General features: G+C 68.4%; 11 protein-coding genes. 3 read left to right on the top strand and 8 right to left on the bottom strand.

Going from position 1 to position 11,989, the window contains the following annotated elements; translation table 11 throughout:
• Nucleotides 1-16: 16 nt before the first annotated feature.
• Both C475_RS14660 and aroC read right to left on the bottom strand, forming a co-directional pair.
• Entirely contained in the window at nucleotides 17-676 is a 660-nt protein-coding gene (locus C475_RS14660; RefSeq protein ID WP_006884634.1) for a uracil-DNA glycosylase, read from the bottom strand.
• Between the two features lie 31 nt (nucleotides 677-707).
• A complete protein-coding gene (aroC, locus tag C475_RS14655) occupies nucleotides 708-1,934 on the bottom strand; it encodes a chorismate synthase (protein WP_006884633.1) in 1,227 nt (408 codons plus the stop codon).
• A gap of 133 nt (nucleotides 1,935-2,067) precedes the next feature.
• Here aroC and msrA point away from each other — a divergent pair, with 133 nt between their 5' ends.
• Both msrA and C475_RS14645 read left to right on the top strand, forming a co-directional pair.
• Nucleotides 2,068-2,625 carry a peptide-methionine (S)-S-oxide reductase MsrA gene (msrA, locus tag C475_RS14650; RefSeq protein ID WP_006884632.1) on the top strand — a complete coding sequence of 186 codons (558 nt, stop codon included), beginning with the start codon at nucleotides 2,068-2,070 and terminating at the stop codon, nucleotides 2,623-2,625.
• Between the two features lie 90 nt (nucleotides 2,626-2,715).
• Nucleotides 2,716-3,279: a type 1 glutamine amidotransferase domain-containing protein gene (locus tag C475_RS14645; RefSeq protein ID WP_006884631.1), complete on the top strand. Its 564-nt coding sequence runs from the start codon at nucleotides 2,716-2,718 to the stop codon at nucleotides 3,277-3,279.
• A gap of 30 nt (nucleotides 3,280-3,309) precedes the next feature.
• On the opposite strand, the gene aroA is transcribed toward C475_RS14645, so the two are convergent.
• A complete protein-coding gene (gene aroA, locus C475_RS14640) occupies nucleotides 3,310-4,599 on the bottom strand; it encodes a 3-phosphoshikimate 1-carboxyvinyltransferase (RefSeq protein ID WP_006884630.1) in 1,290 nt (429 codons plus the stop codon).
• Between the two features lie 156 nt (nucleotides 4,600-4,755).
• Between aroA and C475_RS14635 the strand changes: the two genes are divergently transcribed.
• Nucleotides 4,756-5,928 (top strand): M24 family metallopeptidase, encoded by a 1,173-nt coding sequence (locus C475_RS14635; protein ID WP_006884629.1) that lies wholly within the window; start codon nucleotides 4,756-4,758, stop codon nucleotides 5,926-5,928.
• Nucleotides 5,929-5,958: 30 nt separating this feature from the next.
• On the opposite strand, the gene C475_RS14630 is transcribed toward C475_RS14635, so the two are convergent.
• The 5 genes from C475_RS14630 to C475_RS14610 form a co-directional block, all read right to left on the bottom strand.
• Nucleotides 5,959-6,384: a hypothetical protein gene (locus C475_RS14630; RefSeq protein ID WP_006884628.1), complete on the bottom strand. Its 426-nt coding sequence runs from the start codon at nucleotides 6,382-6,384 to the stop codon at nucleotides 5,959-5,961.
• Nucleotides 6,385-6,802: 418 nt separating this feature from the next.
• The gene (carB, locus tag C475_RS14625; protein ID WP_006884627.1) at nucleotides 6,803-10,090 is read right to left on the bottom strand and encodes a carbamoyl-phosphate synthase large subunit; all 3,288 of its coding nucleotides are present in this window, start codon (nucleotides 10,088-10,090) and stop codon (nucleotides 6,803-6,805) included.
• Nucleotides 10,091-10,347: 257 nt separating this feature from the next.
• Nucleotides 10,348-10,578 (bottom strand): hypothetical protein, encoded by a 231-nt coding sequence (locus C475_RS14620; RefSeq protein WP_006884626.1) that lies wholly within the window; start codon nucleotides 10,576-10,578, stop codon nucleotides 10,348-10,350.
• A 239-nt stretch (nucleotides 10,579-10,817) separates the two neighbouring features.
• Nucleotides 10,818-11,351 (bottom strand): DUF5815 family protein, encoded by a 534-nt coding sequence (locus C475_RS14615; protein WP_006884625.1) that lies wholly within the window; start codon nucleotides 11,349-11,351, stop codon nucleotides 10,818-10,820.
• A gap of 65 nt (nucleotides 11,352-11,416) precedes the next feature.
• On the bottom strand, nucleotides 11,417-11,833 hold the full coding sequence (locus C475_RS14610; RefSeq protein WP_006884624.1) for a DUF7124 domain-containing protein: 417 nt from the start codon (nucleotides 11,831-11,833) through the stop codon (nucleotides 11,417-11,419).
• Nucleotides 11,834-11,989 lie beyond the last annotated feature (156 nt).

Genomic DNA, 11,989 nt, shown 5'->3' with positions numbered 1-11,989 from the left:
TGTGGTCGCGGTCGGCTCACTCGTCGGTGTCGGGGCCGCGACCGGTCTCCAGGCTGCCCTGGCGACCCTTGGTCTGGCGGTAATCCGTCCCCAGCAGGTCGGCGAAGTGCTCGACGAACGCCTCGGTCTGCTCGGGCGTCTGGTCGGCCGGGTCGAGCATCGGGACGAGTTCGAACCCGCGGCCGCGCATCGTCGTCGCGTGGAGTTCGGTCACGTCCAGCTCGTCCTCGCTTTTGGTCGTGTACTGGAAGGCCAGCGCCTCGATAGCGCGCTGGCCGACGGGGACGATGATCTCGGGGTTTATCATCCGCAACTCGCTGGAACGGTAGGCTTCGCAGGCGGTCACCTCCTCGTCGGTGGCCGTCCGGTCCGGGTGACGACAGCGGGTGACGTAGGTCAGGAAGACCTCGTCCGGCTCCGGTTCGGCGGCACCCGGGTCACCGTCGACGAGCCCCACGCGGTCCAGCACGTCCCACACGAGCGACTGGTCGCCGGCGAAGGGGACACCGGTCTCGTCGGCAGCAGCGCTGGGCTGGTCGCCGATGACGACGAAGTCCGCGCCCACGTCGCCGTAGCCGTGGACGATCCGCTCGCGCGTCTCGACCAGTTCCGGGCAGTTCGTGCAGTCTTCGTCCATCCCGAACGGGTTGGACATCTCGTCCTGGCGTGCGTCCATCAGTCGTCGCTCCCTAGTCGCTGGACCCGCATCAGTCCTCGTCGACCGTCTCGGTCATCGTGTCGGCGTCGTCGGGGTCGTTCTGGGGGCTCTCGGGGTGATAGGCCGTGTCGTACTCGCCCGGACGGCCGTCGAGACGGTCGGGGTTGATCCGGCCGGCCAGCAGCATGAAGTCGAGGATGGTCACCCGGAGCATCGCCTCGACGACGGGGACCGCCCGCGGCGGCAGGCTCGGGTCGTGGCGGCCGACGACCTGTGCCTCCTTCGTCTCGCCGGTCTCCCAGTCGACGGTCTCCTGTTTTTTCGGGATGGAGACGGGCGCGTGCCACGTCGCTTCGCCGTAGATCGGTTCGCCGGTCGTGATACCGCCCTGCAGGCCGCCGTGGTCGTTACCGACGGGGACTGGGTCGCCCTCCTCGCTGACCACGTCGTCGCGGGTGCCGTCGTCGAACTCCCAGTCCTCGTTGCGGTCGACCCCAGCCATCTCGCGGGCCTCGCGACCCTGGCCGTACTCGACGGCGGTCGTCGCGGGGATCGAGAACATCGCTTTCCCCATGCGGGCGGCAAAGGAGTCGAACCGCGGGGCGCCCAGACCGCGCGGAACCCCGCGACACTCGAAGTAGACCGAGCCGCCGATGGAGTCGCCTTCCTCCTGGTACCGGTCGATGGCGTCGCGCATCTCCTCGGCTTTCTCGGGGTCGGCACAGCGGACCTCGTTGTCCTCGGTGTGTTCGAGCATGTCCTCCCAGGTCACGTCCTCGGCGGTAATCGACCCGATCTGGTTGACGTGCGCCTTGACTTGCACGTCGTGGTCAGATTGGTCGAGGACCTGCTTGGCGACGGCGCCCGCGGCGACCCAGTTGACGGTCTCCCGGGCCGACGAGCGGCCGCCGCCGCCCCAGTTGCGCGTCCCGAACTTCGCGGAGTAGGTGTAGTCGCCGTGGGAGGGACGGGGCGCCGTAATGAAGGGCTCGTACTTGCCCGAGCGGGCGTCCTTGTTCTGGATGACCATCCCGATCGGCGTCCCGGTCGTGTAGCCCTCCAGCGTCCCCGACTTGATCGAGACTTCGTCGGGTTCGCCCCGCGAGGTGGTGATCATCGACTGACCGGGTTTGCGCCGGTCGAGTTCCTTCTGTACTTCCTCCTCGGAGATCTCGACCCCAGCCGGACAGCCCGACACGGTACAGCCCATCGCCTCCCCGTGGCTCTCGCCGAACGTCGTGAACCGGAAGAGACGGCCGAACTCGTTACCGTTCATTGTATCCGTGTGAGTGGCGGGGGCATTTGAACCTTGTAGAATGTGGCAGGGTTCGAGACGGGCCGAGATGGGGCGGGTCGCCTGGGCTCCACTCGTCGCTGGGTTCAAACGGCTTCGCACCTAATTTCGGGTAATGACCGAAACAGAGACAGCGACACTGGCGGGCGGCTGCTTCTGGTGCATCGAGGCGGCGTTCGAGGAACTGGCCGGCGTCGAGGACGTTACGTCCGGCTACGCCGGTGGCGACACCGACAATCCCACCTACAGGCAGGTCTGTTCGGGCTCGACGGGCCACGCCGAAGTCGTGCAGGTCGAGTACGACTCCGAGGCGATCGCCTACGAGGATCTGCTTGAGGTGTTCTTCCGCATCCACGACCCGACGACGAAAGACAAGCAGGGACCGGACGTGGGCTCGCAGTACCGGTCGGCCGTCTACTACCACGACGACGAGCAGAAGGCGGTCGTCGAGCGCTTCGTCCACAACCTCCAGAGCGGCGGCGAGTTCGAGAGCTACGAGAACGACGAGATCGTCACCGAGATCGCGGCGCTGGACACCTTCTGGCGGGCAGAGGAGAAACATCAGAACTACTACGACAAGAACCCGAACGACCGCTACTGTCAGTTCCACGCCGAGCCGAAGGTCAAGAAGGTCCGCGAGCAGTTCGCCGACCGGACCGCGAAGAACGTCTGATCGGGCCCTGTCGCCCGTCTCAGTCGGCCTGGCGCGGGTTGCGCAGGCAAGTGCAACGCCTACGTCTCGCTCTCCCCTGAACAGCGTGCAATGAGCACGATGCAATCGCAGGACCTCGACGGGGCGACCGTCGCGGTGCTGGTCGCACCGGAAGGGACCGAGCGGGTCGAACTCGAACAGCCGAGACGGGCGCTCACCGACGCGGGCGCGGAGGTCGACGTACTGAGTACCGACGACGGCGAAGCGCAGACGGTCGACAACGACCTCGAAGCGGCGGAGACTGTCGAGATCGGCGGGACGATCGACGAGGTCTCCGCCTCCGACTACGACGCGACCCACGTCCCCGGCGGCACGGTCGGCGCGGACCGACTTCGCGCGGACGACGACGCCGTCGCGTTCGTCGGCGAGATGGTCGACGACGGCAAACCGGTGGGGTCGATCTGTCACGGGCCGTGGACGCTCGTCGAATCGGGCGCCGTGGAGGGGCGGCGGCTGACCTCCTATCCGAGTCTCGAGACGGACATCGAGAACGCGGGCGGCGAGTGGGTCGACGAGACGGTCGTCACCGACGACGGCCTGGTGACCAGCCGGAAACCCGACGACCTGGACGCCTATTGCGACGAACTCGTCGCGGAGATCGCGAAGGCGACCTGAGCAGCGATTCGCCGTCGAGAACCGCGGCGCTTACTTCGAGACGGTCGCGCCCAGCTCGGCGAGCGTGTCGAAGAAGCCGGGGAAGGATACGTCCACGTCTTCGGCTTCCGTAATGGTGGTCTCGCCGTCGGCGACGAGGCCCGCGACGGCCAGCGACATGATGATGCGGTGGTCGTCGCGGCCGGGCAGGGTCGCGCCGCGCAGATCGGTCTCGGCGCCGCGGATGGAGAGTCGGTCGCGTTCCTCGACGACGGCGGCGCCCATCTCGGTGAGCGAGTCGGCCATGACGCTGACGCGGTCGGTCTCCTTGTAGCGGACGTGCTCGCAGTCGACGATGGAGGTGGTGCCGTCGGCCGCGGCGCCGAGGACCGCGATCGTGGGCAGGAGGTCGGGCGTGTCGGCGACGCTGACTTCGACGCCGGTCAGGTCGGACTGCGAGACCGTTATCTCGCCGGCCTCGCGGTCCCAGTCGATGTCGGCGCCCATCCGTTCGAGCACGTCGACGATGGCGGCGTCGCCCTGGGCGCTGGGGTAGGCGCCCTCGACGACCAGCCCGTCGGGTGCGGCGAGCGCGCCGGCGGCGAGGAGATAGGACATCGAGGAGAAGTCGCCGGGGACGTGGTACTCGCCGCCCTCGGGCGCGTAGGTCTGGCCGCCCTCGACGTGGTACCCGCCCTCGGTCTCGGTCGCTTCGACGCCGAACGCCTCCAGCACCTCGATCGTGATGTCGACGTACGGCGCGGACTTGAGTTCCGTTTCGAGGTCGACGGTGATCCCCTCCTCGGAGACGGCCCCGGCCATCAGCAGGGCGGTGACGAACTGCGAGGACACGTCGCCGGGGATCGAGGCCGTGCCACCGGAAACCGGCCCGCCGATCACGAGCGGGGCCTGGCCGTTGGCGCGGGTGCTCTCGGCGCGACCGTCCAGTTGCTCGATAGCGTCCAGCAGGGGGCCCTGCGGACGCGAACGAAGCGAACCGTCGCCGGTGAGGACGGTCAGGCCGTCGGCGAGGGCGGCCGTCGCGGTGGTGAGTCGCATCGTCGTCCCGCTGTTGGCGCAGTCGATCACGTCGGCGGGCACGTCGGGGAGCCCGTCGAATCCGGAGACTTCGAGCGTCGACCGGTCGTCGGCGAGGTTGGTCTCGCCGCCGTAGGCCTCGACAGCGCGACGTGTAGCCTGTGTGTCGGCGCTGACGAGCGGGTCCCGGACCGCGGCTTCGGCCCCGTAGCCCGCGGCGAGGATCGCCCGGTGCGTGTAGCTCTTCGACGGCGGGGCGCGCGCCCGGCCCTCGACCGTCGACCGCTCGATGGTGGCGTCCATGTGCTCCGGGTCGTTCGCTTGGTGTATGAGGCTACCGGAGCCGGCGAGGCTGGCAGCGCGGTTCGCGCCGAAACGGACCGTGGTGGGGCGCCCGTTGTTGTCGGCTCGTTTGCAGGCGGCGCACTCTATTTACCCCGGGCGGTGTTTCCCACGCGTATGGACCCGGATCTGTCCGCGCTCGACGCGTTCCTCGACGAACAGGACGCCGACGGCTACCTCGTCCACGCGGACTCGACCGACTCGACGCAGTACTACCTCTCGGGGTTCGACGCGCCGGACCCGTTCGTCACCCTCTACGACGGCGAGGTGCGACTGTTCTTCCTCCGCAGCCTGGAGTTCGGTCGCGCCAAGCGCGAGGCCCGCGCCGCGACCGTCGAGCGGGGTATCGACTACGACTTCGGCACCTACAACGAGGAGTACGGGCCCCGAGAGGCCACCTACCGGTCGCTCGCGGACTTCCTCGACGCCCACGGCGTCGACAGCGTGGTCGCGCCGCCGCGGTTCCCGCTCCACGCGGCCGACGGCCTGCGCGACCTGAACGTCTCGGTGACCGTCGACCGCGAGGACACCGTCTCCGATATCCGCGCGGTCAAGACCGACGAGGAGATAGCGAACGTTCGCGAGGCCCAGACGGCGAACGAGGCCGCCATGCACGCCGCCGAGGAGCTGATCGCCGGCGCCGACGTGGAAGACGGCACGCTCTATCACGAGGGCGAACCGCTGACCAGCGAGGCCGTCAAGACGGAGATCGAGGTGACGCTGCTTCGCCACGGCTGCGCGCTGGACGAGACGATCGTCGCCGGCGGCGCCGACGCCGCGGACCCCCACGACCGCGGGAGCGGTCCGCTGGCGGCCGGCGAACCGATCATCATCGACATCTTCCCGCAGAACAAGGCGACGAAGTACCACGCCGACATGACCCGCACGTTCTGCAGGGGCGAGCCGACGGAAACTGTCCGGGAGTGGTACGACCTGACGGAGGACGCCTATCGCGCGGCGCTGGACGCCGTCGAACCCGGCGCGACCGGCGCGGACGTACACGACGCCGCCTGCGACGTCTACGAGGACGCGGGCGAGCCGACGCTGCGCAGCGACGAGGGGACCGAGACGGGGTTCATCCACTCGACGGGCCACGGCGTCGGCCTCGACGTCCACGAGGGACCGAGTCTCGCCCCCAGCGGCGAGGAGCTGCAGCCCGGCCACGTCATCACGATCGAACCGGGGCTGTACGACCCCGAAGTCGGCGGCGTCCGCATCGAGGACCTGGTCGTCGTCACCGAGGACGGCTACGAGAACCTGACCGACTACCGGGTCGAACTGACGCTGTAGCGCGCCGGCGACCACGGGCCGGCGGCGCGGTCACGCCGTCTCGCCGGCGAGCCGGTGGAAGGCGAACCGGCTGGCGAGCCCGCTGAACAGCAGGCCGACCAGCCCGCCCGCGACGACCGTCCCGCCCTCGCCCCCGCCGACCGCGAGGGCGAGTGCGGCCACGGCAGCCGTCACGACCGCGGTCGCGAGCGCCATGGCGCCGCCGACCTTCGCGGCGGTGGCCATCGGGACCTCGATCCGGATACCGCGCCAGTAGCCGAGGCTCGGGCCGGCGGCGGTCGCGAACCAGACCGGGTAGAGCGCCGCCGCGCCGACGACGACCGCGGCGGCGAGGCCGGCGGGGATCGCCACCGCGACGGCGACCGCCGCGACCACGGTGTCCGCGGAGAACAGTTCCTCCTTCCAGCGCCGGACGATGTTGGCCCGGAGCGACTGCGGTTCGTCGTTGGAGGGCATCGCTCGCCGAATTCGAGGCCGCGAAGTGTAGTTCTTGTGACGCGGCTCCGAGATCGGTCGGTTCGTGTTGCTCACGTATCAGTTGTTTCTGTTAGTTGCGTCGTAGAGGGAAGCCGAATGACCGAGACTGCAGGGGACAGCGAGCGATGAACGCCCTCGGTGCGCTCGCTCACGGGTCGGTTCACTCCCCGGTCGCATGTCGAGGCGCTCGCTCGCGCCTCGCACCGCGCGGATAGTGCCCGCTCAGGCGACTATCGAGCGCGAGCGCGCTCACCCGTCCACTCCACCGGGGGCGCAGGCGCTTCGGACCGCGCGCGAACGCCGTCGCGCGGACACCGGGGACACCGCCGCTGGGGAGTCGAAACGGAGGAGAAAAGAGAGCGAAAGAGCTGGCGCGGGCAGACGCCGGAGTCGTCGCTCAGTCCTGCTTGGGCTGGCCCCAGTACTCGTCGCGCTTGACGCGCTGGCCGACGGGCTGGACGTCCAGCGGTTCGTCGGCGGCCTCGATGGCCTCCAGCGCCGCGCGAGCGGAGGCGAGCGTGGAGAAGTAGGTGATCTCCTCCTCGACCGCGGCCTCCAGCGGTTCGCGCTGGCGCGAGACGATGAGGTCGACCTCGCCGCTCTCGACGGCGTCGACGAACTCGTCGGTGCTGTCGAAGGTCACCAGATCGAAGTGCTCGGCGTAGGCGTCGACGAGTTCCTCGCCGGCCTCGGTCTCGCGACCGGGGAACTCGCTCTCCGAGAGGTCCACCACTGCGGTGCCCTCCAGCGGGATGGCCTTACCGACGGACATCTGGGCCTTCTGGTAGGCCTTGCCGAAGGTGTCGGCGGTGCCCATGACCTCACCCGTGGACTTCATCTCCGGACCGAGGCGCGGGTCCGAGCCCGGCAGGCGGTCGAACGGCAGGACGACCTCCTTGACCGAGACCTGTTCGGGCACCTGCTCGGTGACGTCCAGGTCGTCGAGGGTCTCGCCGGCCATGACCTTCGCCGCGAGCTTGGCGATCGGGACGCCGGTCGCCTTGGAGACGTACGGGACGGTACGCGAGGAGCGGGGGTTCGCTTCGAGGACGTACACCTCTTCGTCCTTGACGGCCAGCTGGACGTTCATCAGGCCGACCGTGTCGAGCGCGCGGGCGATGTCTTCGGTGACCTGGCGCACTTTGCGGTTCACGTCGCGGCCGAGCGAGCGCGGCGGGATCATGCAGGCGGAGTCGCCGGAGTGGACACCCGCACTCTCGACGTGCTCCATGATACCGCCGATGAGGACGTTCTCGCCGTCGGAGACGGCGTCGACGTCGAGTTCGACGGCGTCTTCGAGGAACTCGTCCACGAGGATCGGCTTGTCGGGGCTGACGCGGACCGCTTCCTCGATGTACTCCTTGAGGTCCTCGTCGCTGTAGACCACGTCCATCGCGCGGCCGCCCAGGACGTACGAGGGACGGACGAGGACGGGGTAGCCGATCTCGTGGGCCAAGTCCAGCGCTTCCTGTTCGCTGGTGGCGGAGCCGCCCTGGGGCTGGGCGATGCCCAGGTCGTCCATGAGGCGGTTGAAGCGGTCGCGGTCCTCGGCGAGGTCCATCGCGTCGACGGCGGTGCCCATAATCGAGCAGTCGAGGCCGCGGCGGTCGATCTCGGCTTCGAGCGGGTGGCCGATGTCGACGGAAGTCTGGCCGCCGAACTGGACCATCACGCCGTCGGCGCCGGTCTCCTCGACCACGTCGGCGACCTCTTCGGCCGTGATGGGCTCGAAGAACAGGCCGTCGGAGGTGTCGTAGTCCGTCGAGACCGTCTCGGGGTTGTTGTTGACGACGGTGGCGTCGATACCTAACTCCTCCAGCGCGCGGACCGCGTGGACGGAACAGTAGTCGAACTCGACGCCCTGCCCGATGCGGATCGGGCCGCCGCCGACGACCACGACGCTCTCGACGTCGGGGTCGACCTGGACCTCGTTGCGGCCCAGCCCCGAGATGGGGTCCCTGGAGGAGTAGTAGTACGGCGTCGTCGCCGCGAACTCGCCGGCGCAGGTGTCGACGAGCTTGAAGTCGCGGTCGGAGGTCTGGGACTCGACCTCGTCGACGGTCACGTCGGGCCCGGGCGAGGTCGCGGCCTCGGCGGACTCGGCTTCGGCGCCACCGTCGGCCATCGCGGTGTCGTCGTCGGGCGCGTCGGGGCCCTCGACGGTCGGGAGCCACGAGACGTGCGTGTCGTTGAACTCGCCGCCGGCGAGGGCGGTGATCTCCTGGTCGGTGAAGCCCACGTCCGCGGCGGCCTGGTAGTCGCCCTCCGCGGCCGCGTCGGCCGCGTCGGCGATGCGCTGGAAGCGTTCGAGGTACCACTCGCGGATCTCCGTGATCTCGTTTATCTCCTCGACCGTGTAGCCGCGACTGAACGCCTCGAAGATGGCGTAGGGACGGTCCGGCGAGGGGCGTTCGAGGTAGTACTCCTCTAACTCGTCGTTGAACACCGTCGCGAAGTCCACCGCGGGGTCGTACTCCGAGGAACGGAGCGCCTTCAGCAGCGATTCCTCGAAGGTGCGGCCGATGGACATCGCCTCGCCCGTCGACTTCATCGCCGGGCCGAGCTCGAACTCCACGTCGCCGAACTTGTCCTTGGGCCACCGGGGCACCTTCGTGACCACGTAGTCGATGGCCGGCTCGAAGGCCGCGGTGGTCTGTCCGGTGATCTCGTTGTCGATCTCGTGGAGGCGCTTGCCCAGCGCGACCTTGGCGGTGACGCGAGCGATGGGGTAGCCCGTCGCCTTCGAAGCCAGCGCCGAAGAACGAGAGACGCGCGGGTTCACCTCGACGACGCGGTACTCGCCGCCGGGCGTGCCGTCGTCGCGCCAGGCGAACTGGATGTTACAGCCGCCCTGGATGCCCAGTTCGCGGATCACGTCGAGCGCGGTGTCGCGCATGACCTGGTGGCCCTCGTCGGGGATGACCTGGCTGGGCGTCACGACGGTGGACTCGCCCGTGTGGATGCCCATCGGGTCGAGGTTCTCCATGTTGCAGATGATGATACACGAGTCGTCGGCGTCGCGCATCACCTCGTACTCCAGCTCGATCCAGCCGTCGATGGACTCGGTGATCATCACGCGGTCGTCGCGGGAGAGGCGCAGCCCCTTGCGGACGGCCTTCTTGAGTTCGTCCATGTCGTCGATGACGCCCGACCCGGCACCGCCCAGCGTGTAGGTCGTGCGCATGATGACCGGGAGGCCGCCGACGGCTTCGACGGCGTCCTCGACCTCGTCCATGGACTCGATGGTGATCGACTCCGGGACCGGCTCGCCGATGGACTCCATGCGCTGGCGGAACTGGTCGCGGTCCTCCGTCGCGTAGATGGTGTCGAGGGGCGTGCCCATCACGTCCACGTCGTGTTCGTCGAGGACGCCCTCCTCGGCGAGTTCGGCGGTGACGTTCAGGCCCGTCTGACCGCCGAGACCGGCGATGACCCCGTCGGGGTTCTCCTTCCGGATGATCTCCGAGATCGCCTCGGTGTTGATGGGTTCGATGTAGACGGCGTCGGCCATCTCCGGGTCGGTCATGATCGTCGCCGGGTTCGAGTTGACGAGCACGACGCGAGCGCCCTCCTCCTGGAGCGCGCGACACGCCTGCGCGCCCGAGTAGTCGAACTCGGCCGCCTGTCCGATCTTGATCGGCCCGCTCCCGATCAGCAGAATGGTACGGTCCTCGTCCTGTGTCATTACTCGGGGGGAGTCCGCTCGTCGTAATAAACCCGGCGAAAGAATGCGGAAATCGAAACGCAGTTTCGAAAATCGTATCTCGGTGAACGCGCCAGGCTGGTCCGACGGATCGCGGAGACCGGGGTCGGAGCCGGTCGGCCGACGGTCGCGGACCGGTACCGACCGCCGCGGACATCGCTATCGGTCACACAGCGAGGTGACGTAAATGGGCGACGATACGGCGGCGGCTGGCGACTCCTTCCCCAGAAGGTACGGCCTCAGTTGCTCCGCTCGGTGAACTCGTAGCGGTATGGCTGGTCGCGGATGACTTCGACGTCGCCGGACTGGGCGTGACGGCCGAGGACGGTCGCTACGCGGTGAGCGCTGTCGAACTCCTCGCCGTGTTCGTCGAGCAGGTCCAGAATCTCCCTGGCCGTCAACGGCTCCTCCGCGTCGGCCTCGTCCAGCACGGCGCGGATCCGATCGAAGTCGCGCTGCCGTACGCGCATACACTACCGTATACCCTCCTCCACCATTAAACGGCGTCAGACAGCCGTCAGACGGCCTATATCCGGAAATCGCAGGACGGCAACGCCACGGGTGTGTCGTCGGCTGTCATACGTACCGCGCCACTACGTGCAACAAAACGGAAACGTTTCGGCCATCGTTCAGTATCGTCGAACAGGGATTCTGCAGACGGCGTTCCGGATCCGGACGGCGGCGGCCGACCGCCCGGCCTTCGGCGCGCTCAGACCGCGGAGTCGTGTTCGGTCTCGAACTCGCGTTCGTCGCGGTACTGGTCGACGAACTCGGTCACGTCGAACTCGTGGAGCCACTCCTCGAACTGCGCGGTGGCCGCCTCGTCGTCGGCGTGGCTGACGGCGTGGTCCATCAACTCGACGACGAGTTCGACGACGACCTCGTGGAGTCGGCGGGCGTCGAAGTCGCTCAACCAGAGCATCGAGTAGCCGACCTCCCCCTGTTCGGACAGGTCCTCGTTGACCACGGCTTCGGGGAACTCCTCCATCACGATACCCATGACGTGAGCGGTCGTGAACTCGGGGAACTCGTCGGCCGTCTCGATGCTCTCGGTGAGTACCTCTACGAGGAACTCGGGGACGAACCGGCCGAGCGGATGCACGTCCATCACGACCGCGTGCGCGTCGCCACAGGCGCAGTCGTACTCCCGCAGGCCCATGTCCAGGTCGTGGACGGCGACGGTCTCCCCGCAGGGCAACTCGACGTCTGCCCCCTGGCTCCCGGGGACGCGCGGTTCTACCATTACCGAATCTTGCCCCGTCAGCCGTTTAAACGCCGCGGTACCCGGCGAGCGACTGCCGTGAGAACTCAGGGCCAGTCGTCGCGCTCGTCGTCGCCCGCGTCTTCCTCGGGAGCCTCCGGTTCGCCCAGCTCCCAGTCGGCGGCTTCCGCCGCGTCGGTGACGGGGAGGTACTCCCAGCCGACCTCCTCGGCCAGTTCGGCGTCCTCGTCGTCGCTGCCGACGAAGACGTGGCGCTCGGTCCCGAACTGCTGGGCGACGTTCTCCAGGCTCTCCGCCCGACTGCGCGGCCCCGAGAAGAAGTCCTGTCGGATGCGGTGCTTGCGCGTGAAGTTCGTCACCACGTAGGTCGGCTGCTCGGAGACGACGCCGACGTACTCGCTCCACTTGCGCGCGTCCTGGAACACCCGGTCGGGGTAGGCCAGGGCCTTCAGCGCGTCCAGGTCGAAGGCGAGGGTCATGTCGCTGCTGCCGCCGCTGTCCATACTCGATAGGGGCACTGGCCCGGGGAAAACGGCTTCGATCAGGCCCCGAGCGCGACAGTACCGAACGCTGACCGGACATCGACGGCGGAGAAGCGAGTCCGCGGAGCGCTCGCGGTGGTAGTGGTTCGGCTGCGGGAGAAACCGCCGGGTTCGCAG

It is taken from the genome of Halosimplex carlsbadense 2-9-1, from assembly GCF_000337455.1.
GTDB classification, from domain to species: Archaea; Halobacteriota; Halobacteria; order Halobacteriales; family Haloarculaceae; genus Halosimplex; species Halosimplex carlsbadense.
This window is presented reverse-complemented; position numbering and strand designations above follow the sequence as displayed.

What these genes read in the sequence shown, in the direction of transcription:
- aroC (WP_006884633.1), bottom strand. Translation starts at nt 1,934, where the DNA reads ATGAACGGTAACGAGTTCGGCCGTCTCTTCCGGTTCACGACGTTCGGC.
- C475_RS14610 (WP_006884624.1), bottom strand. Translation starts at nt 11,833, where the DNA reads ATGGACAGCGGCGGCAGCAGCGACATGACCCTCGCCTTCGACCTGGAC.
- carB (WP_006884627.1), bottom strand. Translation starts at nt 10,090, where the DNA reads ATGACACAGGACGAGGACCGTACCATTCTGCTGATCGGGAGCGGGCCG.
- C475_RS14620 (WP_006884626.1), bottom strand. Translation starts at nt 10,578, where the DNA reads ATGCGCGTACGGCAGCGCGACTTCGATCGGATCCGCGCCGTGCTGGAC.
- msrA (WP_006884632.1), top strand. Translation starts at nt 2,068, where the DNA reads ATGACCGAAACAGAGACAGCGACACTGGCGGGCGGCTGCTTCTGGTGC.
- C475_RS14630 (WP_006884628.1), bottom strand. Translation starts at nt 6,384, where the DNA reads ATGCCCTCCAACGACGAACCGCAGTCGCTCCGGGCCAACATCGTCCGG.
- C475_RS14645 (WP_006884631.1), top strand. Translation starts at nt 2,716, where the DNA reads ATGAGCACGATGCAATCGCAGGACCTCGACGGGGCGACCGTCGCGGTG.
- C475_RS14660 (WP_006884634.1), bottom strand. Translation starts at nt 676, where the DNA reads ATGGACGCACGCCAGGACGAGATGTCCAACCCGTTCGGGATGGACGAA.
- aroA (WP_006884630.1), bottom strand. Translation starts at nt 4,599, where the DNA reads ATGGACGCCACCATCGAGCGGTCGACGGTCGAGGGCCGGGCGCGCGCC.
- C475_RS14615 (WP_006884625.1), bottom strand. Translation starts at nt 11,351, where the DNA reads ATGGTAGAACCGCGCGTCCCCGGGAGCCAGGGGGCAGACGTCGAGTTG.
- C475_RS14635 (WP_006884629.1), top strand. Translation starts at nt 4,756, where the DNA reads ATGGACCCGGATCTGTCCGCGCTCGACGCGTTCCTCGACGAACAGGAC.